This is a genomic window from Dyadobacter sp. UC 10, from assembly GCF_008369915.1.
In the GTDB taxonomy this organism is placed as follows: domain Bacteria; phylum Bacteroidota; class Bacteroidia; order Cytophagales; family Spirosomataceae; genus Dyadobacter.
In genome coordinates this window covers 2447480-2473500 of record NZ_VSRN01000001.1, presented here as the reverse complement: position 1 = coordinate 2473500, position 26021 = coordinate 2447480, and the positions used below count along the sequence as shown (strand labels likewise).

At 42.6% G+C, this 26021-nt stretch carries 23 protein-coding genes; 14 read left to right on the top strand and 9 right to left on the bottom strand.

What is annotated here, in order from left to right; translation table 11 throughout:
* Positions 1–41 precede the first annotated feature (41 nt).
* On the top strand, positions 42–1190 hold the full coding sequence (locus tag FXO21_RS10160; RefSeq protein WP_225865640.1) for a Dol-P-Glc:Glc(2)Man(9)GlcNAc(2)-PP-Dol alpha-1,2-glucosyltransferase: 1149 nt from the start codon (positions 42–44) through the stop codon (positions 1188–1190).
* A gap of 55 nt (positions 1191–1245) precedes the next feature.
* On the top strand, positions 1246–3249 hold the full coding sequence (locus tag FXO21_RS10155; protein ID WP_149639978.1) for a T9SS type A sorting domain-containing protein: 2004 nt from the start codon (positions 1246–1248) through the stop codon (positions 3247–3249).
* Positions 3250–3275: 26 nt separating this feature from the next.
* On the opposite strand, the gene FXO21_RS28745 is transcribed toward FXO21_RS10155, so the two are convergent.
* Positions 3276–4664, bottom strand: coding sequence for a hypothetical protein (locus FXO21_RS28745; protein ID WP_192579201.1), 1389 nt, complete (start codon positions 4662–4664; stop codon positions 3276–3278).
* 183 nt (positions 4665–4847) lie between these two features.
* Positions 4848–5057 (bottom strand): helix-turn-helix domain-containing protein, encoded by a 210-nt coding sequence (locus tag FXO21_RS29195; protein WP_225865909.1) that lies wholly within the window; start codon positions 5055–5057, stop codon positions 4848–4850.
* A gap of 323 nt (positions 5058–5380) precedes the next feature.
* Between FXO21_RS29195 and FXO21_RS10140 the strand changes: the two genes are divergently transcribed.
* Entirely contained in the window at positions 5381–7630 is a 2250-nt protein-coding gene (locus FXO21_RS10140) for a carbohydrate-binding protein (protein WP_149639975.1), read from the top strand.
* 2 nt (positions 7631–7632) lie between these two features.
* Positions 7633–9156, top strand: a complete 1524-nt coding sequence (locus tag FXO21_RS10135; RefSeq protein ID WP_149639974.1) for a hypothetical protein — start codon at positions 7633–7635, stop codon at positions 9154–9156.
* Positions 9157–9291: 135 nt separating this feature from the next.
* On the opposite strand, the gene FXO21_RS10130 is transcribed toward FXO21_RS10135, so the two are convergent.
* The 3 genes from FXO21_RS10130 to FXO21_RS10120 all read right to left on the bottom strand — a co-directional run bounded on the left by FXO21_RS10130 (position 9292) and on the right by FXO21_RS10120 (position 11747).
* Positions 9292–10002, bottom strand: a complete 711-nt coding sequence (locus tag FXO21_RS10130; protein WP_149639973.1) for a glycosyltransferase family 2 protein — start codon at positions 10000–10002, stop codon at positions 9292–9294.
* Between the two features lie 52 nt (positions 10003–10054).
* Positions 10055–10963: an ROK family protein gene (locus FXO21_RS10125; RefSeq protein WP_149639972.1), complete on the bottom strand. Its 909-nt coding sequence runs from the start codon at positions 10961–10963 to the stop codon at positions 10055–10057.
* Between the two features lie 73 nt (positions 10964–11036).
* Complete coding sequence (locus FXO21_RS10120) at positions 11037–11747, bottom strand: SDR family oxidoreductase (protein WP_149639971.1); 711 nt, start codon at positions 11745–11747, stop codon at positions 11037–11039.
* Positions 11748–11807: 60 nt separating this feature from the next.
* On the opposite strand from FXO21_RS10120, the gene FXO21_RS10115 reads away from it, so the two are divergent.
* Both FXO21_RS10115 and FXO21_RS10110 read left to right on the top strand, forming a co-directional pair.
* Entirely contained in the window at positions 11808–12536 is a 729-nt protein-coding gene (locus FXO21_RS10115; protein ID WP_149643443.1) for an MlaE family ABC transporter permease, read from the top strand.
* Positions 12537–12574: 38 nt separating this feature from the next.
* Complete coding sequence (locus FXO21_RS10110) at positions 12575–13321, top strand: ABC transporter ATP-binding protein (protein ID WP_149639970.1); 747 nt, start codon at positions 12575–12577, stop codon at positions 13319–13321.
* Here FXO21_RS10110 and FXO21_RS10105 read toward each other — a convergent pair whose 3' ends face one another.
* Both FXO21_RS10105 and FXO21_RS10100 read right to left on the bottom strand, forming a co-directional pair.
* Positions 13322–14821, bottom strand: coding sequence for a lipopolysaccharide biosynthesis protein (locus FXO21_RS10105; protein ID WP_149639969.1), 1500 nt, complete (start codon positions 14819–14821; stop codon positions 13322–13324). It abuts the gene before it with no gap.
* A gap of 119 nt (positions 14822–14940) precedes the next feature.
* Entirely contained in the window at positions 14941–15546 is a 606-nt protein-coding gene (locus FXO21_RS10100) for a TetR/AcrR family transcriptional regulator (protein WP_149639968.1), read from the bottom strand.
* Positions 15547–15961: 415 nt separating this feature from the next.
* Here FXO21_RS10100 and FXO21_RS10095 point away from each other — a divergent pair, with 415 nt between their 5' ends.
* The 4 genes from FXO21_RS10095 to FXO21_RS10080 all read left to right on the top strand — a co-directional run bounded on the left by FXO21_RS10095 (position 15962) and on the right by FXO21_RS10080 (position 19406).
* Positions 15962–17263: a site-specific integrase gene (locus FXO21_RS10095; RefSeq protein WP_149639967.1), complete on the top strand. Its 1302-nt coding sequence runs from the start codon at positions 15962–15964 to the stop codon at positions 17261–17263.
* Positions 17264–17274: 11 nt separating this feature from the next.
* Positions 17275–18111: a hypothetical protein gene (locus FXO21_RS10090; protein WP_149639966.1), complete on the top strand. Its 837-nt coding sequence runs from the start codon at positions 17275–17277 to the stop codon at positions 18109–18111.
* An 88-nt stretch (positions 18112–18199) separates the two neighbouring features.
* The gene (locus tag FXO21_RS29190) at positions 18200–18499 is read left to right on the top strand and encodes a helix-turn-helix domain-containing protein (protein WP_149639965.1); all 300 of its coding nucleotides are present in this window, start codon (positions 18200–18202) and stop codon (positions 18497–18499) included.
* Positions 18500–18593: 94 nt separating this feature from the next.
* Positions 18594–19406 carry a hypothetical protein gene (locus FXO21_RS10080; protein WP_192579200.1) on the top strand — a complete coding sequence of 271 codons (813 nt, stop codon included), beginning with the start codon at positions 18594–18596 and terminating at the stop codon, positions 19404–19406.
* A gap of 1540 nt (positions 19407–20946) precedes the next feature.
* Here FXO21_RS10080 and FXO21_RS10075 read toward each other — a convergent pair.
* Both FXO21_RS10075 and FXO21_RS10070 read right to left on the bottom strand, forming a co-directional pair.
* Positions 20947–21378, bottom strand: a complete 432-nt coding sequence (locus tag FXO21_RS10075; RefSeq protein ID WP_149639963.1) for a hypothetical protein — start codon at positions 21376–21378, stop codon at positions 20947–20949.
* Between the two features lie 348 nt (positions 21379–21726).
* A complete protein-coding gene (locus FXO21_RS10070) occupies positions 21727–21915 on the bottom strand; it encodes a hypothetical protein (protein WP_149639962.1) in 189 nt (62 codons plus the stop codon).
* Between the two features lie 277 nt (positions 21916–22192).
* Between FXO21_RS10070 and FXO21_RS10065 the strand changes: the two genes are divergently transcribed.
* The 4 genes from FXO21_RS10065 to FXO21_RS10050 all read left to right on the top strand — a co-directional run bounded on the left by FXO21_RS10065 (position 22193) and on the right by FXO21_RS10050 (position 25996).
* Complete coding sequence (locus tag FXO21_RS10065; protein ID WP_149639961.1) at positions 22193–22777, top strand: Crp/Fnr family transcriptional regulator; 585 nt, start codon at positions 22193–22195, stop codon at positions 22775–22777.
* Positions 22778–22913: 136 nt separating this feature from the next.
* Entirely contained in the window at positions 22914–23501 is a 588-nt protein-coding gene (locus FXO21_RS10060; protein WP_149639960.1) for a T9SS type A sorting domain-containing protein, read from the top strand.
* 136 nt (positions 23502–23637) lie between these two features.
* A complete protein-coding gene (locus FXO21_RS10055) occupies positions 23638–24789 on the top strand; it encodes a hypothetical protein (protein WP_149639959.1) in 1152 nt (383 codons plus the stop codon).
* Between the two features lie 118 nt (positions 24790–24907).
* Positions 24908–25996, top strand: coding sequence for a hypothetical protein (locus FXO21_RS10050; RefSeq protein WP_149639958.1), 1089 nt, complete (start codon positions 24908–24910; stop codon positions 25994–25996).
* Positions 25997–26021 lie beyond the last annotated feature (25 nt).

Sequence of the window (26021 nt, the reverse complement as noted above, 5' to 3'; positions counted from 1 at the left end):
TAGTTTTTGTCGCGGTTTTTTTTATAAAGGATAGGTTTACAATGGGCTTGTATCAGGACGAGTTCCACTATCTGCCAGCCGCCATTCTTTTCAGCACCGAGCCGCTCCCTTCTATTGAACTTCTTAAAAGTTATAACGAGCTTAATACGCCCATTCCCTTCATTCTGGGTGGCTGGGTGGTTAAGTTATTTGGTGAAAATATCCAGGTACTGCGTCTGCTGACTGCATTTACAAGTTTTGCATTGCTTATGCTTTTTGTGTGGAACAGCCCCGGGCGGAGCAGGCGTTTCTGGCTTTGTCTCGCGGGCTTGCTGCTGTTTCCCAATTATTACCTCGTGAGCATCTACTATTACACCGACATTTTCGCCATGTTTTTCGTGTTGGCAGGGATCGTGGCTTATCTGAAACGCGAGCATTGGGCAGGGATGTTGTTGTTCGCGGCAGCTGTATGCTGCCGACAATATATGCTGGCCTTTCCGGCAGCAGTGGCAGCTTACGAACTTTTTGAGCACTTGAAAAGAACTTCCGGCATTGGTTTGTTTTTCAAACGGATTTTTTCTGAAAGAAGCTGGATCTTTTATGCAATTGCTGTTTTGAGTATTGTACCGTGGATTCTGTTATGGAAAGGCCCGGCGCCCGCGGCGGTTATGGCCGAGCAGCATTATGATTCCGACAAACTGGTGCAATACAATCCTGGCTATTTGCTCTATGCGTCAGTGGTAATAGCAGTTTACTATGTAATCCCCGAAATGCTGATCACCGGCAAGCTGCGTTACCTGGTCAGCTTTCCGAGGCTTTTTCCTAAATCATTTATCGGCTTTGTAATCCTGGTTGGGTTAATTGTTTTTTTCTTTCCCGCAAAGCAAGCATATAATCCATATTTCACGTGGCCTTACTTGGGTTATATCGATCAGGCTTTCATGACACTCGGTATAAGCGGTTTGTTGAAGCAAATTTGCTTCGGACTTCTGGCGCTGATCACCCTGATGCGGTTCTTTTCTCCGCGGTTCAATCTGGCGAGCTGGATGGTAGCCTTCAATGTTTTGCTGCTGGGTAAAGCGCAATTGTCATGGGATAAATATTCCCTGCCGGTAATCATGGCTTTATGGTTCCTGGCAATGTTTGACGAGCATTGGGCACTTTCCAGGCCCGATGCGGCCAGCGAACCTGCCATGGATACAAAACAATAACAATATATTTATTCGTTAAGAATACATTTTAGAATCGTAAAAGTTTTTGAATGAAATGAAGTTTACGCGTAAGCATTCTCTTTATTTGCTGATCCTGATCTCATTACTATGCGGCAAGACAGCATACAGTCAGCGGTTTTTTGCAGTCGCATTTAATAAGCTTCCCAAGGATATGCAGCTCTATGCCAGGGAAGACGATAACACGGCCGAAGTTCAGATTGCGGGTCGGATTGAAGCAAAAGGCTGGGAATATATGTCTGTCGTCACTTTCCGAAACACGAAACGATTCGCATATCTCAAGGATACGCTGGACTACGGTGAACAAAGCTTTGCCAACTTTGAGATGACACCTAAGATCAAAGCTGAAATGGCTGACTATGATTTTGAGGTTTATGCCTGCAAATCAGGTGATTCGGTACTGGTCGTAAAACGAACGAATGTGGTGGCCGGGGATTTTTATGTGATCAGCGGACAATCCAATGCTGCCGCAACACACTTCGGGAATTGGACCAACAAGTATGCGCGCACAATTGCCCGTATTCCAGATACAGACCCGTCGGTTGGAATTGGCGATACTTTGTGGATTGCCTCTTCGTGGTCATGGCCTTACGCAGGCGCGTGGGGAGTGGAGCTTCAAAGACGAATACTTGAAAAGGACAGTATTCCGACCTGTGTGATCAATGGCGCCTTACCCGGTTCTTATATTTCGTACCACGTCGACAGGAATGAACAGGATCCTGCTTCGGCTACCTTATACGGGTTACTTTATCGCAGAATCAAATCTGCAAGGCCTAAGAGGATCCGGGCGTTTTTCTGGTATCAGGGCGAGCAAGAGGCACTTGAGGATATCCGGAACTATGAGCAGCAGTATGACAAGCTTTTCAAATACTGGCAAACGGATTATCCTGAGGTTGAGAACTATATTGTTGTACAAATTCCTGTATTGTTCAATCCATTTTATGTAGCGGGCACAATCCGTGAATTTCAGAGGAAGACCAAATATATTTATCCTAAAACCGATCACTTCAATGTGAATGGTCTGCCGGGATTTGACGGGATCCATTATAGTTTAGCCGGATATCAGGAGCTTGGCAGAAGGTTTTTTCAATTTATACAGCCTATGTTCTATGGCTCTGCCGATACCAGCAATGTAGCATGTCCGGATGTACAAAAGGTGTTTTATACTTCCGACAAAAAGGATGAAATCAAGCTTTATTTTGAAGCTGGACAACGTTTGTTCTGGCCGAAGGACACGCTTGTAGAAGAAGTCGGCGGAAAGAAATTCCTGAAGGGTCTTAAAGAAGTCTTTTTCTTTGATGGCGATGAAACCAAGCCAGCGGACCTTGCTTCCGGTACAGCCAGCGGGAACATTGTCACCTTGAAGCTGAGCAAAACTTCGGAGGCGAAAAAGCTGACCTATTTGCCGGCTTACAAAGGTGAAAAAGTAGATACCTATCACGGCCCTTTCCTGAAAAACAGCAGGGGACTGGGCGCATTTTCGTTCCAGGAAATCGCCATTGCGGATGCATTGACATTCCCGGTTTTTGAAGCAAAAGAATCGGATGTGGCAACTGTGCTGGTTTCGTGGCAGTCGGCTGGGGCGGAGACCTTCATTCTGGAACGGAAAGGGCCGGAAGATACCGACTTTGAGCTGGTTGAAGATTACGATGGAAAAGCGCTCTCTTACGAAGATAAAAGCGTGGCGCCAGATGAGACGTACAGTTATCGGATTCAGGCTTTTAGTACAAAATCGCAGTCAAATGCGAAGGTTACGTCCGTAAAAATGCTTCCTTTACTATCCGTTGAACCTTCCGGAAAGGCGCTGTTCTGGAAGGTGTACCCGAATCCGGTTTCCGATTTTTTAAGTGTAGAATTCAAAAATCCAGTGAGCGGGACAGTGTCGCTCTCGAATGCCGCAGGACAAATTATAACTTCAGCTGTATTGAAATCTGAAAAGCAATACCAGGTTCGCGTATCGTTTCTACCTGCGGGACTATACGTTTTGTCAGTAAAACAGACTGACGGCAATGTGATCAGCCAGCAAATTGTTAAACAATAAAATTCAGTTACGTATAGTAGCCTTCGTCATTCAGGTAGCTCCGGGTTTTCCGGGGCTATTTTTTTTTGATAAAAGGACTGTATATCGCCCATATATTGTCTTGCTTCCAATTCAGACCATCTGTCGACTAACACATCGTGAATATTTTTATATTGGTCATACGGTAGTGGTGCAAATTTGATTCTGTCCGGAAATAATGTTGCAGTAATTTGATTATAATGTAATGCTCTTCCTATCCTGCTGATGCCAAATATGGAAGTGATAGAAAATAGAACAATCACCAAGGCCAACAAATGCCCTGTTTTCGATCGTTCTATATTTAAATATTTTCGATTTACGGAAAGCGGAAAAAGTAAATGAATTCCTGCAACGATAAATACCGGCATCATTCCACGCGTCAATATATCGTTTGCTTTGCCGAGCCTGTACAAAGCGGAAATTACAATAATGAGCAGTGCAATCAGAAATGTAAAAGAAGATAATTTTGGACGATTCAATTTGATTAGAGTCAAATATGTAAATATGAAGATGGCGGTATTGAGTAATATATTGGATATGTATTCAATAGCATAATCAATTCCCGAATCGCTGAATTTCCATAAGTACCCCGAAACAGGCGTGGATTTGTGTGATGAGAAGAACAGGATCATCAAAAGCATATACAGTCCCGGCAAATACACATTCTTTAAGTATGAAAATGAAAATACCTTTCCTAAAAGATTATTTGATTTTTTAATGGTTATAAATGCCAGGAATATACATCCAAAAAAAGTAGGGAAAACCGCCCACCAGAATGTTAGCGATAACGGAAAATATAATCTTTCAATCTCATGCTTATTACGGATGCTATGCATGATCATTCCCCCAATGATCAACGCGGGAATCACCTGGTTGGGTGCCCAGAAAATATTTTCAAGAACCGACCAATGCTCTACTCCAAAGTCGCCAAACTCGTATAGCCTGATATGGAAGAAGCTTAAAAAGCAACGGAGCACTCTGGGAAAATCACCTACGCATAATGTAAGGAATACCAACAGCAATTTTTTGTTCAGCACAAGGTAGATCCATGCCATGCCTATCGCAAAACCTGCCGCAGTCCATATTACCATGACACCGACCTGGATATGTCCGGTCAATTTGAAAAATAGCGCTGGAACAACATAGTAGCCAAAATAATAGGAAATGACAGGTCCGTTGGCAGGACTATGTAGTGGCCAGGGACTGGTAAACAACTCGAATAGTTTCACATTGTGGCCCCAATGGTCATCGGTTTGATAACAGAGTCCACCAATTCCGGAAAGGACTGACAATGCAAGTGCCATAGTGCAAATTTTTATGATATCGCACATAAAAAGCCAATCAGTACCAGGATATTCTTTGCAATTGGTAAAGGTCAGAAAAAGTAAGGCTGGCATGAACAGGAATGCAATGGAGGGTTTTACCCAGTATATCAAAAACAACAGGTTCGGTAGTAATAGATATACCAATGTTAGTTTGCGCAGATTTCCGGAAGTCATTTTGAATAGTGTGTGAAAAAATTGTAAATACCAGCAAATTTTTACCAGCTGGTTTGAAAAAAATAGATTGGATAGCTGTAATCAGGGTTGCAGCATTTGATGTATTTTATTTAAATGTTCTTTATTGGAAAAGCTAAAAACGAACAATGAATTCTGGCCGGTTAGCTTTAATTTCATTCTTATCCTGCCTTTGTAATTTGCAATACTCTTTGGTTCGACGAATAAATGCTCAGCGATTTCGCTTGTCGTTAAACCATCGCCAATCAGAAGCAATACGCTCCATTCGCGCATTGTTAATTTGAAAAGCCTATGATAGAAAATCGGGTAGGTTGGTTCCGATATAAAATCGGAACTGATGGGAGCAGGGTCAGAATTTAAGATCATAAATAGTAATGTGTAAAGTATTAGTACTGATGATATAAAGTTGTGTAATATTCGGTTAAGGTTATGTCAGCGATATCAACTCATTTTCCTGTAAATCTATTTGTATATTATTAATTCACAATACCTCAGAAAATGAGGTATTAATACCCTTTATTTTGAGGTAAGGATTTACATTTAATACAAATCGGATGAAAGTAATTTTACGGCTCTTCATCTAAATATGTGCTAAAATGAAAATCACCACTATCAGTAAAACATTACAATGGGTTACGAATCTGTTTGTATTCTTAATGACATTAAGTGCTGCACAAGCTGCCTCTCACGACAACACCGGTGAAGCGGATATTGACCCGGTTTCTTTTTCTATATCTGTTGACAAAGCGGCAGTGTCAATAGGGGAGGAATTTGAAATAACGATTAAATGTGTCCTCAGGCCAATACCCGCTGCGTCACTTGCAACTACACTTTTAGACGCAAATTTTAATATAAGGCTCGCATGTCCTGAAAATTTTGAGCAAACAGGAGGCAATTACCATGATTATATAGGCGAAAAACTCGATAGGAAGCGAACGGAGGCACATTATGTGCTGAGAGGAAAGTTTAAGAATTTTTCGGACGAGGCAAATTTTATTTTGTTAAGAGGTACAAAATATTCTTCGGAAACTGGCAGGTTCCTGTATCGGGGGAGCTTGAAAATGAAGTTAATAACGGATTTCAATGAAAGTCGGGTAGCTGCGATTTCAGGATACAGTCAATGTTTCGAGTCCGAATCCATGCAGGGTGCAACCGGAATGATAACCGATGACCCAACGGCTTCCAATGGGAAAACAAGGGGTACCGAAAACGCAACCAATCATTATGTCGACTATGTATTATCAGGAGTGCCCAGCTCAGGCACTTACAAGGTAACGCTCCGGTACTATTCATCCTCGCCACCGAATATTAATGTCAAAGTCAACGGTGCCAATGAGCAAAATCTTAACCTGCCCAATTCCGGGGCCTGGAATATTGTTTTCGCCGAACAGGCCTTCACTGTCGCACTCGCGGCAGGCAATAATACGATCCGGATTGCCGGTACCGGCGGAGGAAGTTGCAGGCAGGATAGGATCTGTGTGGTTGAACAACAGACCGTCGAAAATCCGGTAACCTGTTCGGGGTACAATTTTTCCGAAGGGCAGATCATTGGGTCATCCGGGGCAAATCAGGTTAAAATTCGGCTTGAATCCGGGTGTGCGGTAGCTTGCTGGCCGGACGGGAATAGAGTACATCAGGACTGGATACCTTTGTTAACCGGCAAATCTGTCCCCGACAATATCCTGAAAAGTTGCGTGAAATGGGAGGGGCAAGCCGTCAACTGTACCGGTTGTATATCGCCTCCTGCCCCGGGTATCAGCAAAACTTCGGGTACTACTGTTTGTCCATCGTCCAATCAATCTGTGACGTTGGCGGCCACCGGCTGTACGGGAAATGTTATCTGGTTCAAGGATGGAGTGCAAGTTGGTACGGGCAGCACGATCACAAGAAATGATGCCGGAAGTTATACTGCCACTTGCACCCTAAACGGTTGCACAAGCCCGGTGTCGGCTGCAATTGTTATTGCACAGACCAACAATTGTGGAAATGGGAATGATGTAATATGCTCTGGCTACACTTTCGCTGAGGGGCAGGTTATAGGCTCTTCCCCCTCTAATCAGGTTGTGGTGCACCTGGAATCAGGATGTGCGGTGGCTTACTGGAAAAATGGAAACAGAACACATGGGGACTGGCTGCCGCTTCTTTCAGGAAAAACGATTCCTGACCAGATTTTAAAGAGTTGTGTGAAATGGGAAGGCGAGGCTCTGAATTGCACGAATTGCAGTAGTCCGCCGGTACCCACCGTTAGCAAAACATCCGGAAATACCGTTTGCCCGGCCACGAATCAAAGTGTCACTTTAACTGCGTCCAACTTTTCGGGAACTATTACGTGGTTCCGAAATGAAGTTCAGGTCGGATCGGGCACCACTTATCTCACAAGCCAACCCGGAAGCTACTATGCCACAGTCACTCTTAATGGCTGCGTCAGTGGAAAATCGGCATTGGTCAATGTCTCTCAAACGGGAGGCTGTGCAGGAATGGCCGTTTCGCCTAAGATAGCATCGTCAGGATTTCCAGAGGTACTGAACTTATCCATCGTGCCCGATCCTGCCAATCCAGGGTGTTGGCTGATCAGCGACAATGGGACCGTAAGCCTGGCGGCAGGTTATGAATGGTCCTACTTTGTTGGTAATAAATGGATAAAAAGGGCAACTAATTTGTCGAATGAACCCTGGCAGACCAATAGCCCGGGTCGGGTAGTTAAGATGGCGACCAAGATAGGGCTGGATACCTTGAACCGGTGGCCCTGCCCAGGCGACGGTTGCGGATACTACTATCAGTCAGACGCTGTTCAGCAATTGGTTTCAGGTGCGAGAGGCGGTTTAACCACATTCATATTCAATTAGCCATGAAAAGATTTCTAATATTTTTCCTGCTGCTCCGCAGCGTAACGGTTTTTTCACAAAACCAGGCAGTCACTTTTGTAAATACGATTCCTGCCAATTATGATCCGACCACCCTTCTTCCGGGGTTTATGGAAGTAAGCCCTCAAATTTCTATGCCTCCCGGACACGTGTTTGTTCAGCCACCGACGAAGCAAACCTACTCATGGGCGCAGACGATGCAAAAGGGAAGCACACATTATAACCGTAACAACCTGATGAATGAAGGTTCGATCGCTTCCTTCAAAGCGAATTATCCGGGCAGGGACTATAATGGCGTGCCTACTATACCTGCTATTTTCGGTTTGCCATGTAATGGAGAAGAGCTTTGGGTAGATGGTTACAATAAGAAATGCTGGCCCAATGGTCCGTTCACAGATGCGCAAGCAAGGGCGAAAGCGCACGAAACCTGGAACGCTGGTAATGCTACCAACCTCTGGATCGGTGAAACAATGGAGAACTTCCCTTTTATGCCGGCGGATAAGCCTATGTGGAATTCGTTTTATGACGAACTCGCCAAGTTGTACGAGGCAAAAAAAGGTCAGGACCAAAAGCCTTTTTATTTGTGTCATAATTACTATTCCGCAAGTCCTTACAACTTAAACCATACCGGAACATCCCGTGCGCAGTGGGAAGCCATGTATTCACAGGAACCAAGCCAGTGGAGCCTGAAATCCCTTTATCATGCCGGCGGGTCACTTTCGCGAACAAACACGGTAATGGAAGCCATTTATTACGGCCCATTTGATTTAAATCCGGGATCGACTCTAAATACTCTGTTTCTGATGGAAATCTGGAAAAAGCTGGGGAAGAACACAGGTATGTTCCTGTTTAATCAAAATGAATGGGCGCCGGAGTCATTTACGGTGGGAACGCCTTACGCCGAGGGGACACTTTTCAGATCGGACAAGCCACTGCATAGTCCGTCTTTTCAGATTCTGATGGGGTTTCTTGCGCACGAGTACGGTAATATTTTTGTTGACTGGGGGACAATTTTGAAGCAGCCGGAAAGTAAAAAGCCAGTCAGTTTTTATCAACCTATTAATCAAAGTATGGATTACTGGCGGCCGGCTCCTGGCGGGCCCGCAAGTTTTCCATTCTATTATTTATTAGGTGTCGGATTGCCTGCACAAGACTTTTACATTCCACTTGGCGGGAGTGGCGACTATACTTATTTCGGAAATCTCTTGTGGATGCAAACAGGCGGGCAGGTCGCTGGAGGATCACCGGTGTATTGCAGCTATCGACTTGATGGCGGCAGTTGGGTCGAACGAAAAGCAAATGGGAGTGACATTATCAGCGCCTATTTTGATAAAAGAGGGCTTGCGCGATGCCGGATCTCTGGTAACAAAATGATGATCTATTATTTCAATGTATTTGCAGATAATCTGAAACATGCGATTGAAATTAAACATCCTTCAAACCCATCAAAAACCTATACAGGAACTGTGGCAGGAAGTGGCATTCATGCAGTTGTTGTGGATTTATAGATTATCCGAGGCTCTTAAAGGAATTTGCGCTTCACAACAAACTTTAATCTAAAAATGAAAAAAGCCGGGATCTGATCAGGATTCCGGCTTTCTCCTGTCATTTAATATATGTCAGGCAAATATATACGAAGGATATTAACTACCTAAGCCATACCTTACAATGCAGTAAAGTGCGCGAAAACCGTCTTTCCAGTTAATTTTCTTTCCCTCTTCGTAAGTGCGGCCATAGTATGACACGCCCACTTCGTAAATCCTGATTTTCGGGATTTTAGATATTTTGGCAGTTACCTCGGGCTCGAAGCCAAATCGTTTTTCCTGGAGTGAAAGGTTTTTAAGTAAATCTGACCTAAAAAGCTTGTAGCAAGTTTCCATATCCGTCAGATTGAGGTTCGTGAACATATTGCTCAGGAATGTAAGGAACTTGTTTCCGATCGTGTGCCAGAAAAACAGGATCCGGTGCGGGCGTCCTCCCATGAAACGAGAGCCGTAAACCACATCAGCGTAACCATCAACCACCGGTTTTAAAAGAATATTGAACTCTTGCGGATCGTATTCGAGATCTGCGTCCTGCACGATAATATAATCTCCGGTGGCGCGGCGAAAGCCCGTATGCAGTGCAGCACCTTTTCCCTGGTTAAATTCGTGCCGGAAATAGCTGATTTCCAGTTGTGGATTTTCTGCCATAAACCGCTTTGCGACACCCTCCGTATTGTCGGAAGAGCAATCGTTCACGATCACGATCTCCTTTTGAAAGCTATTTATTAATTCAACGGATTTAAGCTTATCCAGTACTTTCCAGATGGTTTTTTCTTCGTTGTATGCAGGAACTATTACTGATAATTTCATCCGAAACTATAACGTGTAGAATTATTTATTTTATTTTAAATGGCTTTGATTTTTAATCGAAACATAACGAAGCGGCTCCAAGCAAACCTGCGTCATTCGCTAATGTGGCACGTTTCACCGTAATGGTTTTCAGATAGTAAGGCGTTAACCAGTATTTGAAACGATCGTTAATCGCAGGCAAAATAAATTCAAACGAAGCAGAAATACCACCTCCGATCAAAATTGTTGTAATGTCAAGGATGCGTACCATCGAAACAAGGCCTTCGCCAAGCAAATAGCCCATTTCGTAGAAAATCTGCTTCGCCAGTTCATCACCGCCCGAAGCTGCTGCTACTAACCCGGTTGTTGAAATTGTACCGTCCGCTGGCAGTTGCGTTGAGCCCTCATAGTTTGCCCGCATGGAATGGGCCAACTCAAGCAGTTCCTTTTTGCCAATATTTCTTTCCAGTACCTTTCCATTTTTAGAAGGCACGTGGCCGGGCTCCATGGCATTACCGCCACCGCCTTTGAAAACTTTCTTATCAATAATGGCCGCTCCACCGATTCCCGTACCAAGGGTTACGAAGATATAGTCTTCCGGAAGTTTGTCTTCGCCAAAATAATATTCGCCCAGAGCCGCAGCATTGGCGTCATTTTCCAGATAAAAATCATGATTTGGAAATCTTGCCTTTAAGTCGGGAACGATAGCGATCCCGTCAATTTCAGGGATTGCGGTTATTTCTATTAAAGTAGTCCTGTCTCGGGTAGTGAGTCCCGGAACACCAATTCCTACCTTCTTGACCTCGGGATATTCCACAAGCTGTAATGCGATGGCATCACCTAAACGTTCTATAAAATGTCCTGAGGTGCGCCAGCTGGCGGTATCATGGCTGTAAAAATTTGAAATTCTCCCATCCGTAGCGTCAACGATTCCCATTTTTACGTTAGTACCGCCCACGTCTATGCCGAGGTATTGTTCCATGAAACAAGTTAAAGGTTTTAATAAATAATTTTAAAAATGCGGCAATTTAGTAAAATTGCGCTACGTTCACTAATCAATCCAGGTCTCCCAACTGAGGCCGGATTAAAATTTCCTCTACAACAGTGCGGCCCGAAAGTGAATAGGCTGACCAGATCGCCTCCGCCACATCTTTCGGATCAATAAACCGCTCTTCGGGCAGTGTAGTGCCTTTCCAGCTATCAGTTAGTGTTGCACCGGGGAGAACCGCGGTAACCTTTATCTGATGTGGCTTCATTTCCTCCCTGAGTACTTTTGTCATTCCGTAGAGCGCAAATTTCGATATACAATAAGAGCCTCCGTTGGGGTATGCAATGATGCTCGCAGTAGAACAAAGCGTAAAAATGTGACCTTTTTTCAGGGCAATCATTTCGGGTAGAAGTCCCCGCGTAAGGTAATAGGCACTATACAAATTGGTTTCTATTGTTTTTTCGAGCACGCCGTCCTGTTCATTGTGGACCTGGCCCGGAATAAATACACCGGTGTTATTAATAAGTACCTCTGCCGCGCGGTTTTTTGATTTAATAAAATCAAGAAATGCGAGCAATTCGGTCCGAACGGACAGATCAGCCTTTAATGTAAAGATTTGCGAATTCGGAAATGCTGCGTTTTGTGATTCCCTCAGTCCGAGCAGGTCGCTCTCACTCCTTGCACATGTAATAATGTCGAAACCCTTCGCCGAAAACTGCTCAATTACCGCTCGCCCGATTCCCTTTGTGCCTCCCGTCACTACCGCTAATGGATTCATTTTTCTAATTGCTTCTTTTTTTGCCTAATTTCCCCGAAAATATTGAATACTATTAAGATTATGTCCGTAATCGGGAAATACTTTATTTTTTTAGGAGCGCTGTTCGGGAAGGGAGAAAAACTGTCGGTTTACTGGCGGAGATTCATGGAAGAGTGTGTGGGAATAGGCGTAAGCTCGATTTTCATAGTCGCGATTGTCTCTACTTTTATCGGAGCCGTGTCCTGTATTCAAACGGCCTACAACCTTGTCAGCCCTATCATCCCTATCTCCACTGTCGCGCTGATTGTACGGGATATGGAGATCCTGGAACTTGCCCCGACGATCACCTGCATCGTGCTCGCAGGCAAAGTGGGTTCCAATATCGCTAGTGAGCTGGGTACCATGCGTATTACCGAGCAGGTAGACGCGCTGGAAGTTATGGGGATCAATTCTACGTCTTACCTGGTTTTACCAAAGGTGATCGCGGCGATGGTAACGTTTCCGATGCTGGTCATATTTTCGGCGTTTCTGGGAATTTTAGGGGGCTATCTCGCAGGAACATTAACCGGTGTTATTACAGAGCGTGACTATTTGTATGGGATCAGGGACTCTTTTGTTCCCTACAATATTTTTTTTATGTGCGTAAAACCATTCGTATTCGGATTTTTAATCGCATCAATATCTTCATTCAAAGGCTATTATACCGAAGGGGGCGCTTTGGAAGTCGGCAAATCGAGTACCGACGCGGTGACGAACAGCTGTATTTCCATTCTGGTTGCTGATTATCTGCTGGCCCAGTTGCTATTGTAACCCGCCGGCAGGCTCCCACCGTTTTACAAAAGACCACAATGATTAAAATCGAAAATATTTCCAAATCATTTAACGGAAAGGAAGTTTTAAAGGGAATATCCGCAAGCTTCAAAAAAGGTGAGACGAACCTCATTATCGGCGGTAGCGGTACCGGGAAAAGCGTGTTGCTGAAATGCATGATCGGGCTGGTAAAGCCGGATAAAGGCAGTGTGCATTACAACGACCGCGATTTTTATAATGGTGAAAAGGAAACTCAACAATCTATCCGCCGGGAAATGGGCGTGCTGTTCCAGGGCGGCGCACTTTTTGATTCGAAAACGGTGGAAGAAAATGTGCGGTTTCCGCTGGATATGCTCACAGACCAAAGTATGCAGGAAAAGCAGGAACGCGTTTTGTTTTGTCTGCAGCGCGTAGGTCTGGAAGCTGCGGCAAAGCGGATGCCTTCGGAAATCAGCGGTGGAATGAAAAAGCGGGTAGGGATCGCGCGGGCTATTGTGATGAATCCCATGTATCTGTTTTGCGACGAGCCTAATTCCGGGCTCGATCCGCTGACATCAGTGAAAATCGATGAGCTGATCAAAGAAATCACAGAAGAGTATCAGATCACTACGGTCATCATTACGCACGATATGAATTCTGTGATGGAGATCGGCCAGAACATTATGTTTTTGTATCAGGGACAAAAATTGTGGGAAGGGGTTAATTCGGATATTATCAAAACGGATGTTCCTGAATTGAAAGAGTTTCTCTTCTCTAACAAGCTGCTGCGGGAAATGGAACGCTGATTACCTTCTGGGAAATGGAAGGTGCTTTCTTTCAATGAAAAAGACAAATGCTGCGAAGATTCCGAATAATGCAATGTGGATTGGAACTGACACCCAGAGCTCGGAAATTTTAAAAAGAGAAGAACCCCAGATCAGCGCGGTGCCAGCCGCCAGGTAGCCCAGGGCAGATTTTACTTCGTATGGGACCGGATAATATTTTTGTCCGTAGTAATAGCAGAGAGCCAGCATAACAAAGCCCGACAATGCAAATGAGATCGCAAACCCCAGGTAGCCGATTTGCGGTACGAGAATAAAACTCGAAACAATCGTAATACCAGCCCCGGTAAGCGTAAACCAGGTTCCAAACTGTGTTTGATCGGTCAGTTTAAACCAGGTCGCTACATTATAATATACACCCAGGAACAGATAACCCGCGAGCAGCCAGGGAACTACAGGCAAGCCCTCATGATAAATCTTTTGCTTTAAAAACAACGCTGCGAAAAGATCAAGGTTCAGGGAAATTCCTACCCACATCAACGTGCAGATTATCGTAAAGTATTTGGTGACCTTTGCGAATACAGGCGGCGCATTCTTGTCTTCTCCTCTTGAGAAAAAAAAGGGTTCTGCCGCATATTTGAATGCCTGGATCGCAAGGTTCATGAAAATGGAGAGCTTGTAACATTGCACGTAGATCCCTATCGCCGTTTTTTTACTCTGGCCCGGATAAAAACCTTCCGGCAGCAGAAACTGGATAAAGGTGCGGTCGAACAGCATGTTCAGGATACCGCCCGCATTCATGATCAATATCGGAAAAGCGTAAACCCAGACCGGTTGGAAGAGCGTCCTGTCGAAAACAAAACGGAATCCATAAAACTCCCGCCTTAACCACCAGAAGAACAAAAGATTAGCAATCAAATTAGCCAGTACGATATAGTCCGGAGCGTGTTCAGGGTTATAAAAAAGGTCAACGAATGGTTTTAAAAAATCCAGGTATTTGCCGGCATAAATATCCCTGCAAATGATCAGGAAAAAGATATTTAGGAAAATGTTGACGAGAATATTCGCCACGCGTACCACAACGAACTTTTTTCCTTTTCCGTCCAGTCGCAGCTTCGCGAAGGGAATCGCAACAATAGCGTCGATCGCCATAATAATAGCGAACATCCGGACAATTGAGACGCTTTCCGGGTATTGAATCGCTTGTGCCGCATCAGCCGCAAAAATGAAAATCAGCCCGGAAAAGAACAGGCTGACAATCATTACTGCGCTTAATATCAGATTATAGTAGGTTTTTCGATCAGCCTCCTGTCGCGCGAAACGAAAGAAAGCGGTTTCCATTCCGAAAGTGTAAAGTACCATTGCCAGGCCGGCATAAGCGTACATTTGTCCCTGTGCTGCAATTTGATCAGGCTCAAAAAGGTCGGTATGAAGTGCTACCAGCAGATAGTTCAGAAAACGGCCCAGCATTGTGCTGATTCCGTAGATGGCAGTTTCACCAGCTAGTTTTTTTAAGACACTCATATTTTTTAGCCTGTCAACTTACTTGCATCGAACAAGCTTTATTCAAAAGGTATTGATATAATCATATGAAAGAACAAATATACTTTACGGTTGTTTTAAATCTGGGATTACTTGAAGGTCTAATCTCTGATGTCCATAATGATATGCTCGATGATGCGTTCGATGCGCTGCCAGCCCTCATCCGAATGCAGGTCTACATCAATCATCTTTTGCCGGTAATCGGTAGAAATGGTCATAAAATAGATTCCGGCCGATAAGAATGAAACGAGTGCACTGGTGTCGCTGTAATTAGGCAGATCACCGATTTTAGTGAGGATTTTAGAAGCTACCTGGTTTCGGGCATCCGACAACATTGATTTACCGGTCCCGATCTCCCATCTCAGCAGGTCGCGTGTCGCCTTTCTTTCTCGCAAATCGCTCAGGAAAGTCTGCATCAGGTCGTTAAGAGCCTTTCCTCGCTCTTCCGGTTTCAGCGTTGGAATGTTGTCAATGTAGTCCGTACTCGTAGTAGAAGTGTACTCGCCTGATCTCACATATTGTTCCATCAATCCGTCAACACTTTCGAAGTATCTGTAAATCAGAACCTTATTTACGCCCGCGGTGCGGGCAATGAGGTTTACACCCACTTTTTCGGTGCCGTGCTGTTCGATTACTTCTCCAACTGCTTTGAGGATTTTACTCTTGGTGCGCTCACGATCGCGCTTTTTGATTTTGTCAATTTTCATATGGGTGCTGTTTAGGTTAAAACATATAAATGTAATATTTCATCTGGAAATTTTATACTATCCAAATGCTACAAGTCACCAAAATGAAGTATTTGTATCTTAATACAGTCTTTACGAGCTAAATAGTGCGTTTCCGGCTCTATGTGCAGCATTTCGACATTGTAATTTGTACACATTCTTAAAAAGGAAGGCACAAAAAAAGAGCTCAGAAAACTGAGCTCTTTCAAGTTACTGTTGGCCGACAAGGACTCGAACCTTTTTGTTTGATCTTTGCCTTTCTTTACTAATTATCTGAAATAAAGGCAATATACAAAGTAATTTTTTGTTAATTTTACTTATAATAGCAAGGGTAAGTAAATAGTTTCCGACCCCTAATACGTCCCCTTAATATGTTTGCTCTAAAAGAAAAGCCAAGATGAAGCGTACGCTAAATGACGTCAAATTTATTTTAAAAGATCCAAGTAGTGAATCGGCCACTCTGATTTATCTGATTTATAGATTTAACGGTCTCCGGTTGAAGTATTCCACAGGAGAAAAGGCGATACCGGCCAATTGGAATCTAAGTGAGCAGAGATTCTTTATCAATCAACAGGATCGTGTACAAAGAAGAAATTGTAAGGAGGCAAATATGCAGTTGGATAGGTATCAAGCGAAAGTTCTCGAATTGAGGCGTAGCTTCGATCTCTCAGGATTAGAAGTCACACCAGAGCTTTTCAAGTCCCATCTCAATAAGGAATTTAAGAAGAGAACCCCTTTGGAAAAGGTCGTAAAACGTAGAGAAACGTTGCTGGAATTTGCCCAGAGGTTTATCGATGAATCTAAATCAGGAGAGAGATTAGTTCGCAGGCGGAACAAAAGATATATGCCGGTAACTTTAAAAACTCATCAGACTACACTTACAAATCTCTACGAATTTCAGGCATTTCGAAACTTGCAAATAGACTTCGACAGTATTGATCTTAATTTTCATCAGAAGTTTATCAAGTGGCTAACGAACAGCAAACAATATGCGAGCAATAGCATTGGTAACCAGATTAAGCATTTAAAAGCTTGGATGCGCGCTGCGGGAGCAGAAGGGCTTCATGATAATAGAATATTTGAAAGTGATGAATTTAATAAGCCCAATGAAGAGTCAGTAGCGATATACTTGAGAAATATCGACTTAGATAAAATTTTTGAGTTAGACTTACAAAAAGATAAAAAACTTGATAGAGTCCGCGACTTATTTCTGATTGGATGCTACACTGGCTTGCGATTCTCTGACTTTTCCCAGCTCCGCAAAGAGAACATTATTCACAATGGGCAATTGTTGAAAATTATTACAAGCAAGACCCAATCACAGGTTACCATCCCCATTAATCCCAGGGTATCAAAAATTTTCGAGAAATATGCGTCTGCTATCCCAAGTCCTATAAGTAACCAGAAAATGAATGAGTATATTAAAGAGATTGGAAATAGGGCCGGGCTTAATGAGATGACGGAAACAGCAATCACGAAAGGTGGGAGACGTGTGATTTCTTATGTTGAAAAACATAAAGTCATTTCGACTCATACAGCTCGCCGGTCTTTTGCAACCAATGCATATCTTGCATCAGTACCGACGATTGACATAATGCGTATAACAGGTCATAAAACGGAATTAGCTTTCATGAAGTATATTAAAGTTTCGGGAGAGGAAACAGCGATGAGGATGCTTGCCCATGATCATTTTAAATAGATTTATCAACGATGTCGACTTACTTGGAATATTCAGATCAGGCCATTAATCGCTGGGAAGAACTACTCTATGGATTGTTCAACGAGGCTTTGACAGCACATTCTGACTATGATGTCAAGGACTGGCAGGGTAAAACAACCAAGTCTTTTGGATGGATATTGCCAACTGTTGAAACCTTGGAATATCTAGATAGACATCTTGTAAAGTGGGGTTTAGATCGCAAAACAAACGTGCTTAGAGAGTTCGAAAGAGAGGTAAGTACAACGTTGGCGACGAAAAACCTCTTAGCTGATAAGATAAGATATTTGCAATACTTGCGCCTGAGGTTTGCAGATTGTCAAAGTCGCCTTTCAAGCTACCAAATACTCATTCCAGTATTGCAGGACCGGGTCTCGTATTTAACCAATAGCAATGGAGATGAGACCATACGGGAAGTTGATTTCGAAATGTTAGATCGAGTAGGTACCATTGTCCGCTATTTAATAGGAATGGCTCACATTATTGATACGGCTTATGTGATTCATACCAGTGTTGATATAAAAGGAGTTGAATCATCTGCTGAGCCGGCAAATCGACTTTTTAATAGTCATGAGAAGTTACGGTTCTTGTGTAGGCCTTCTGTTGCCGGATTTATTATCCAGCAATTAATCAATAATGGCTACATTGAGGCGCCGCTGTACAGTTCCGAGTGGTCATATAGAAAAACTGCAAAAATATCTTGGAGTGTGTTTGATTTTGGAAGTACTACCATAGCTAATCTAGAAAAAGAAATTTCTTTAGACGGTAATTCTTTGAGTGAACTCAAAAAAGCCAAGTTTTCTATACCGCCATATTCTGATCTAGGTTAGCTCCTACTTGCTTAGAGAGAGTCTCTCGACTGTTAAATATCTTCACCTTTCTTTTGCTTTGGCACCAAGAACAACAAAGTCTTGTGTTATGGCAAAAATATTTCAAATCACTTCTTTTGATGAGTCGGAACTAGAGCAACTCATCCACAATTCAGTCATTCGGGCATTGCAAAACTGGCAGCCCCCGAAAGATCCACCGGTCCACAAGGATTTTCTTACCAGGAAGGAAGTGTCAAGCCTGCTTCAGCTAAGTTTACCTACGATCGACCAATATATCAAAACAGGTATACTTGATGCCGTAAGATTCAAGGGCCGAATCAGGATTAAGGGTTCAAGTATCGCATCTGCTACAGAAACGATTAAGTCACTACGTTATAAGCGGAAATGACATGTTCGACGGTATCAAATGTCTTACGCTACTTACTCCGGTTGAGCTCTTAATGGGAAATTCTCGACTCAAATTCAATGGACGGCATGATGTAATGAACGGAGAAGATTTGACGGGTAGCCGGTCATATGCAAATTACAAGGGCCTAAAATTTATAGCTTATGGTTCAGAGAAGGGATGGTATCGCATAGAAATGCGCGGAAGCGTGCATCGTCTGTATAATAATGGGCAGGATAATTCAGACGATTTTGATAAACACAAATTGAGTTGCGCACTTGGTATCCTTAGGACAGAATTAGGAATTCATACGGAGAAGGAGATTCTAAATAATCTTGAGTTCGGCGTTAATATCAAATTGACTTGTCCAGTTAGTCGTGTACTAAGTAATTTGTTGACTTATAAGGGTATTCCATTCGAACGCATAAGGGGTGACATAAGTTATTACCAGTGCGAAACAAACCAGTTTACAATTAAAATCTATGACAAAGCAACTCAATTTAAGCTTTCAGGGAACATATTAAGATTTGAGATAAGAGTAAAGACTATGGCCTTTCTCCGTAATAAAGGCATAATGATCAAGGTGATTGACGATCTACTTGACCCTGTTAACTACCAAAAATTGGGAACTCTTTTAGTTAAATGCTTTGATAGAATTTTATTCCGTAATGATGATATTGATCTTGGGCGACTAACAGTTTCGGAGCGCGAGCTTTTTCTGCGTGGATGTCTTAAGGAATTTTGGGAAAGACCCTTTCTGCCCGATTTTGAAGTGAAAACCCAATATGAGTCGGCACGGAAAATGCAAGTGCGTTTAGAAAACAAGTTTCGTTCGCGATTCGCTTTCCCCATGATTGCAGATATATCGCAGTTAATTAAGCAGAAGTGGGCTGAGCTGGCACACTCATAATGTTTTACTACCATTATCTGTTACGGTTATAGAATGTCCCAAATTAAGCATTTAGTATCCACAAGGATTTTGGGACATCATCCAGAATCTATGGAATCCCAATGTTCTGTTTAATAGGGCAGCGTAAAGCAGACCGTTCAAGTAAATAGCGTACTGCGCAGCAGGTGTACGCGCCCGGCCCCGCCCGGGCAAAAAGGAGATTGTTCGCAAACAATTGACTGGCCATTCAAACACTGCGCTGTCTTTTTTGTGAATGATCATTCTGAATTGAGTTTAGATAAAAATCATTAGTTATTTGATTGGAAAGGGGATGCCGTATTTATAGGTATTTTGTCTGTCTTTGATATTAGAATGGCACTTGATGATCTGCATTGCCGATAAATATATTTCTTGTATTTTACTGGAATGCTGCTCTAGCTGAACACAATCCAAATAACATTTGGGGATCAGTTTGTCAAAATGTAAACGCAATTGATTTTTGCACCTCACACCAGAATATTTTAGGCAAAAACAGTATTCGCTGTATATTAAATATTGTTTTTGGTTATGGCTATGCAATTATCAAGAATATTATTTGGAGCTGATCCTTGTGCCAGCTTTGCATGCAAATACCGTCGCTCATATTCTTTGGAAATTTTCCTTCTTATCGACGCCACATTATTAGTGAAGCGATATCGCTAGGCAGGGTAGGTAACGAAAAGACACGGTACGTCATATGACAGCATGCGAGAATTGATTGAGATAAGCTTGAATCCTTCATTGCGAATATACGCTGCAGCGTGGCAGTTCAGGAATTTCAATCACAGTTGAGATAATAGTGTCCATAGTTGTGCAGGCATTGGCTGCTGCAAATTTTGTTTCCTAAAAGCTAACACTGCGTGATATTTTTTGCTGCTTAGATACTGAATAATTGCAATAGAGTTATTAGCATATTCTGTTAATCGTTCCAATGGATTGTTTTTTCAGAATTAAATTTGGCGCTACCCGTGGGGTGTTTAAAAAACGGCGCATGTTCTTTGGATTCTGGGACGCCACACGCTAGCGCAGCATCAAACGGCAAGAGATTATTGATCAGAACTGGGTACTAAGATTTGTAAACTATTTACATTCATTCGGGTCGAGATAAGTGAAAGTAACTATTCCTGGAAAATATGTAGTCCATGCTTGTCAGCTAATGTAGAAAAAGATAGGTTTTCCTATTTTAAAGCGGATAATCAAACTCCTTCTATATGCAAATGATACTTTTTACAAATCTGATCACAAAGAATGCTGCCGCGCTACGCCGCCCACGATCAATTCTTATAATGAATGGGAGTGGTTTATTCAAAGTACTTTAGATAAGGTAAATTTCCGTGTACTAAACTAATCAGTTTGTAGCAACGAGCGGCAGCCGCATCTAAACAAATTTAGAGTAGTCTAAATTTGTTTTTAGAATTACTTCTTTTGTGAGTAAGTAGCTTATTGCCAGTCATTTTGATATTTCAAATGTTAATGCGAGGGCATAAGGCATACTGGTATGAGATATTACACTTATTGCCATCTAAGATTTCAGATTTTCATAATACGCCTTGCCTATCTGAAAAGAGAGATAAAGGGTAAACAGTGAAGAGAAAGTCATTACAGTTTTAGTGGCAATCATTCCTAAAGGGGTTTGTTCAATATCAACTTCAAAGAAGATAACCCAGACGGAAACAAGAAATCCTATCGTTGCCAAAACTCTTGCGGTCGTCTTTAAAAGACCACCCTTAATTCCAATTTTCTCTGAAAGCCGCACGCACAGAAAGAAGAATCCGTAAATTATTGCACAGCAAACAGTAATGTAGAGCATGATGGTTGTCCACTGCCAAACTTCGTCGAAATTCTGGTAAAGTTCGATTGTTGTGGCCATTTGGAGAAATGCAATCAAGCAGAATAAAGGGATCAAAATTGACCAAAAGATAAATATCTTGACAGTAGTGGGTAGGTTTTTCATAAGGTATTAGCCGATAAAAAAGGCGTAACCTATCTGATGCTTAGCTCCAGGCTTACCACGGCCCTTTCCAATACAAAAGACACAGCTACGCCGAACCGGCGCCTGCGTCCTAACTGTATTGGAGCTTTCAAAGTGGTAATTCGGAGCCTCCAGTTAGGTGCACTACCTAAAATTTTCGCATTAATGAGTTTAATGCAATGTGCGAATATACATAATAATGTATTTTATTTTCTTCGCTGGTCATATCGTTTCTTGTTTGATGTCATTTCGATCGAATATGACTTATAGCTTATCCATGCACTCGTATATTTCGGTATACCTTTTGTCGAGTGCGATTTGCGTTCGTCCTCAGTATCCATTCTCTCCACTCGTGCATACCGACACGCGGGAACACGCCCTGGGAAAGGCCTTCATTACCGGCCCCAGGCCGACATCGTCATTTTTTACGCCGGGAGCTGATGTAAGGAAACCCTGCAAAGAGAGGATATCGTTTCGCAGCCTGGCAACCAGCTCACTTTTTGTCAATGCAGTTTCCATAATAAGTTACATTATCGTTTTTGATATTATTAGTATCAAAAATATGATTTCAATAATAACATTATTCTGCGGCAATCACAAAATTTTTTTTCGGTAGGAACATCCGGTTCTCCAAGAGTACAAGAAATTCAGGTAGGCAGATTTGCAGAGACAGGTCAATATCCTAGTCGAAAAAATTCCAACATTGATCGAACTAAAACATGCATTCGTCGAAAAAAGGTGTCGATGGTTAAGGATCACATTAGTTTGTCCATTGATCGAACATCTAAATGACTTTATGATAACAGAAGACGAGCTTTTTAGGAGACTTTCTGATATTGGTACGTTTACAAAGTCAGCAGCATCCGTTTTGACGAATATGTTGAAGACTGTCAAAGTGCCAAAAGGAAAACTATTATTGATAGAAGGAGAGAGATGCGAGAAACTTTGGTTTATAAATAGCGGGCTTACCCACGGATACTATTCGTATACAATGAAAGGAAATTTTATTCAGATCACGGAATGGTTTGCCAAAGAAAATGAGCTATTTACCTGTTTTGAAAGCTTTATCAACGATGTGCCTGCCCAGCAATCTATTGAGACCTTAGAACCATCAGAACTGACTTACATTACGCGCCAAGACCTGAACAGGTTGTATGATGAGCATCCCGAGATCTCTGGCTTGGCACGTGTGCTTTATGAGCAGTACCTTTTAACAAGCCGTCAAAAACTTCGGGAAATGAAACTTCACTCTGCAAATGACAGGCTTAAAGATTTTTACGACCACTCCCGGGGCCTGTTTCTAAGGGCCCCTCAGAGATTTATTGCATCGTATCTGGGGATAACGCCAAATTATGTAAGTAGATTGAAGTCGGCATGCTAGTTCTATTAATTCTATAATTTTATATCAGTTTTTCTACAATTTTGTAGTTGTGGCTAATGAAAAAAGGAAAACCTTTGTGCTGGTTACAAGTGTGACTTTGGATACATGCACTCTTCGCCCACCTATACTCTATTAGATGAAAAAATTATTTATTCCTCATGCAATTTTAGTCGTCCTGACTTTGTCTGCCGGCCCTGGTTTTTGTCAAAAATTGACACCCAAAACCCAAATACTCCATTCGAATGTGAATGGTGGACGTATTTCTTTGAAGGCTACCAAAAATATCGTTGCGTATAAATCTATTAATTCAGGATCGGTCGATTTGATAGCAGGCCAGGAAATTGCGTTCAGGCCTGGGTTTCATGTCGCCAATGGTTCCTTTCTTCATGCAAAGATAGAAGAGGTTGAATCGTTAAATAATCAAACCAGGCTTGAAGAACACCATATAAGCGAACTGGATAAAGCAGTAATTAATATTAGCTCGTATCCTAATCCCTTCGAAAGCAGTGTCCAAATTGATTATTGGTTGCCAACAGACAATGTGATAAGTATCGAATTAATAACTGTGTCGGGTCAACGCATCCGCCAATTAGTTGAAGCACAGCATCAAGGCAAGGGGCTTCATCAAGTTAAGTTTGATTCCAAGTCTATTCCAAGTGGCGCATATATGTGCGTATTGAAAACACCTGATGAGCGTCTTGTCCGCAAAATTGTCAAGAAATAATACCCTCTTATTGATCATTGGTTAGGGATGACTTGGGCATTAACTATATCATCTGCCTTACGAAAATCAACTTCAACCGTCAGTAACATGATAATCATTCACCCGTATGTATAGATTACTCCTAATTGTTGTCGGGATGGCAGTAATTGGATCTACCGCTGCTCAAAACAGGATTGTTGCCCAGGCGGGGCAGCCCTTAAAAATCGGATCCAACATTATAGTTAGGAAACACCTTGCTATTGACAGCGGCTATTTGTCATTGTCTACTTATCGTTTTCTAGCAATAAAAAAGGCCCCAACAGGTGAATTAAATTCCTTTGTTGGTCCTAATAGCGGAAACCTAACCACAACAGGTAAGTCAAATTCCTTTTTTGGTGAAAACGCTGGTATGGGGAATACGGGTGGTAATACCAACACTTTTATGGGGTCATTAAGTGGAGCATCCAATACATCAGGTTCTTCCAACACTTTTGTTGGTAATCGTGGCGGATTTGGAAACACAACCGGGGGCCTTAATGTTTTTTTTGGAACGACCAGCGGCAACTCCAATACATCTGGAGCATCGAATGTATTCTTGGGACTTGATGCGGGGTATATGAGTGTTGGAGCAAGTTCAAACGTGTACGTGGGACGGGCTTCTGGTGTGAATAGTATAACCGGAGCCAATAATACGTATATAGGTACTGGTGCGGGGTACACAAGCACGGGTAGCCGCAATGTTATTATAGGAAATTTAGCTGGGCAGACTGAGTTAGGAAATGATAAATTGTATATCGCTAATACAGGGACCACAACCCCTCTGATATATGGCGAGTTTGCCACGGCAAGCCCGGTATCTGTAGGTAAATTGGTATTCAACAGCCCGGTAGGAATCGCTGGTACCGGTGGCGCCCCCTTTCCAGCAACAGCGACCACAGGCACGGGCACGGTCAACACCAGTCAGTATAAATTATTTGTTAATGGAGGGGTGTTAGCAAAGGAGCTAACGGTTAGCAACACCTGGGCAGATTATGTTTTTGAGAAAGATTATCAACTTAGGCCCCTTTCTGAGGTAGAGGAGTACATCAATACAAACGGGCACCTTCCAAATATCCCGTCTTCGCGCCTGATCGAAAAACATGGATTGAATTTGGGCGACATGGCCCGAAGGCAGCAAGAGAAAATTGAGGAGCTAACGCTCTATATCATTGAACAGCGAAAAAAAATACTGTCTCAGCAAGCTACCTTGATAACCCATAAAGCGGATTTAAAGGAAATCGTTGGCCACCTTAATTATACAATCAAATAACAAACCATTATTAATATAAAGGATGAGATATCTTCTGCTTTTAGTTCTATTTACCAGCCATTTGGTGGTAAGAGGACAAAATACAATCACAACTTCTGCAGGCCAACCCCTCAGAATCATGGCAGATAATGTGATAGCTAACAAAAACCTTACTGTTGACAGTGGCTATATATCGTTGTCTACTTACCGGTTTTTAACCGTCAAAAAAGCTTCAACAGGAGAATTGAATTCTTTTGTTGGGCCTAACAGCGGAAATTTAACCACAACAGGTAAGCTGAATTCTTTTTTTGGCGAGAACGCAGGGATGACAAATGCTGCTGGTAATCAAAATACATTCCTTGGGACTTCAAGTGGAACAGCAAACACATCTGGTTCTTCCAATACTTTTGTTGGTTACAGAAGTGGATTTCAGAACACAACGGGACAATATAATTCGTTTTTGGGAACCACATCCGGAAATGGAAACACAACTGGAAGCTCTAATGTGTTCGTCGGATTAGATGCTGGTTATGGAAATAGCAGTGGGTCCAATAATGTCTACATTGGACGCGGGTCTGGTTTAGCAAGTATATCCGGAGCCAATAATACGTATATTGGTTTTGGTTCGGGTTACACAAGCACAGGTAGCCGCAATGTTTTTATAGGAAATTTTGCTGGGCAGAATGAATTAGGAAATGATAAATTGTATATCGCTAATACAGGGACCACAACCCCCCTGATATATGGCGAGTTTGCCACGGCAAGCCCGGTATCTGCAGGTAAATTGGTATTTAACAGCCCAGTAGGAATCGCTGGTACCGGTGGCGCCCCTTTTCCAGCAACAGCAACCACAGGCACGGGCACGGTCAACACCAGTCAGTATAAATTATTTGTTAATGGAGGGGTGTTAGCAAAGGAGCTAACGGTTAGCAACACCTGGGCAGATTATGTTTTTGAGAAAGATTATCAACTTAGGCCCCTTTCTGAGGTAGAGGAGTACATCAATACAAACGGGCACCTTCCAAATATCCCGTCTTCGCGCCTGATCGAAAAACATGGATTGAATTTGGGCGACATGGCCCGAAGGCAGCAAGAGAAAATTGAGGAGCTAACGCTCTATATCATCGAACACGACAAGCTGATTAAAAAGAATGACGAGTTGATTGAGGAGCAAAGTGCCGCGCTAGATCAGGTTCGGGTTTTGATGAACAAACTCGAAAAACGTTAATCAACGGGGTATTTAAACTTTAATT

What these genes read in the sequence shown, in the direction of transcription:
- FXO21_RS10100 (WP_149639968.1), bottom strand. Translation starts at nt 15,546, where the DNA reads ATGAAAATTGACAAAATCAAAAAGCGCGATCGTGAGCGCACCAAGAGT.
- FXO21_RS10120 (WP_149639971.1), bottom strand. Translation starts at nt 11,747, where the DNA reads ATGAATCCATTAGCGGTAGTGACGGGAGGCACAAAGGGAATCGGGCGA.
- FXO21_RS29195 (WP_225865909.1), bottom strand. Translation starts at nt 5,057, where the DNA reads ATGCGCGAATGGAGCGTATTGCTTCTGATTGGCGATGGTTTAACGACA.
- FXO21_RS28745 (WP_192579201.1), bottom strand. Translation starts at nt 4,664, where the DNA reads ATGCCAGCCTTACTTTTTCTGACCTTTACCAATTGCAAAGAATATCCT.
- FXO21_RS10080 (WP_192579200.1), top strand. Translation starts at nt 18,594, where the DNA reads ATGAACGGAGAAGATTTGACGGGTAGCCGGTCATATGCAAATTACAAG.
- FXO21_RS10110 (WP_149639970.1), top strand. Translation starts at nt 12,575, where the DNA reads ATGATTAAAATCGAAAATATTTCCAAATCATTTAACGGAAAGGAAGTT.
- FXO21_RS29190 (WP_149639965.1), top strand. Translation starts at nt 18,200, where the DNA reads ATGGCAAAAATATTTCAAATCACTTCTTTTGATGAGTCGGAACTAGAG.
- FXO21_RS10130 (WP_149639973.1), bottom strand. Translation starts at nt 10,002, where the DNA reads ATGAAATTATCAGTAATAGTTCCTGCATACAACGAAGAAAAAACCATC.
- FXO21_RS10070 (WP_149639962.1), bottom strand. Translation starts at nt 21,915, where the DNA reads ATGGAAACTGCATTGACAAAAAGTGAGCTGGTTGCCAGGCTGCGAAAC.
- FXO21_RS10105 (WP_149639969.1), bottom strand. Translation starts at nt 14,821, where the DNA reads ATGAGTGTCTTAAAAAAACTAGCTGGTGAAACTGCCATCTACGGAATC.
- FXO21_RS10060 (WP_149639960.1), top strand. Translation starts at nt 22,914, where the DNA reads ATGAAAAAATTATTTATTCCTCATGCAATTTTAGTCGTCCTGACTTTG.
- FXO21_RS10090 (WP_149639966.1), top strand. Translation starts at nt 17,275, where the DNA reads ATGTCGACTTACTTGGAATATTCAGATCAGGCCATTAATCGCTGGGAA.
- FXO21_RS10125 (WP_149639972.1), bottom strand. Translation starts at nt 10,963, where the DNA reads ATGGAACAATACCTCGGCATAGACGTGGGCGGTACTAACGTAAAAATG.
- FXO21_RS10065 (WP_149639961.1), top strand. Translation starts at nt 22,193, where the DNA reads ATGATAACAGAAGACGAGCTTTTTAGGAGACTTTCTGATATTGGTACG.
- FXO21_RS10140 (WP_149639975.1), top strand. Translation starts at nt 5,381, where the DNA reads ATGAAAATCACCACTATCAGTAAAACATTACAATGGGTTACGAATCTG.
- FXO21_RS10055 (WP_149639959.1), top strand. Translation starts at nt 23,638, where the DNA reads ATGGCAGTAATTGGATCTACCGCTGCTCAAAACAGGATTGTTGCCCAG.
- FXO21_RS10160 (WP_225865640.1), top strand. Translation starts at nt 42, where the DNA reads ATGGGCTTGTATCAGGACGAGTTCCACTATCTGCCAGCCGCCATTCTT.
- FXO21_RS10075 (WP_149639963.1), bottom strand. Translation starts at nt 21,378, where the DNA reads ATGAAAAACCTACCCACTACTGTCAAGATATTTATCTTTTGGTCAATT.
- FXO21_RS10115 (WP_149643443.1), top strand. Translation starts at nt 11,808, where the DNA reads ATGTCCGTAATCGGGAAATACTTTATTTTTTTAGGAGCGCTGTTCGGG.
- FXO21_RS10155 (WP_149639978.1), top strand. Translation starts at nt 1,246, where the DNA reads ATGAAGTTTACGCGTAAGCATTCTCTTTATTTGCTGATCCTGATCTCA.
- FXO21_RS10050 (WP_149639958.1), top strand. Translation starts at nt 24,908, where the DNA reads ATGGCAGATAATGTGATAGCTAACAAAAACCTTACTGTTGACAGTGGC.
- FXO21_RS10095 (WP_149639967.1), top strand. Translation starts at nt 15,962, where the DNA reads ATGAAGCGTACGCTAAATGACGTCAAATTTATTTTAAAAGATCCAAGT.
- FXO21_RS10135 (WP_149639974.1), top strand. Translation starts at nt 7,633, where the DNA reads ATGAAAAGATTTCTAATATTTTTCCTGCTGCTCCGCAGCGTAACGGTT.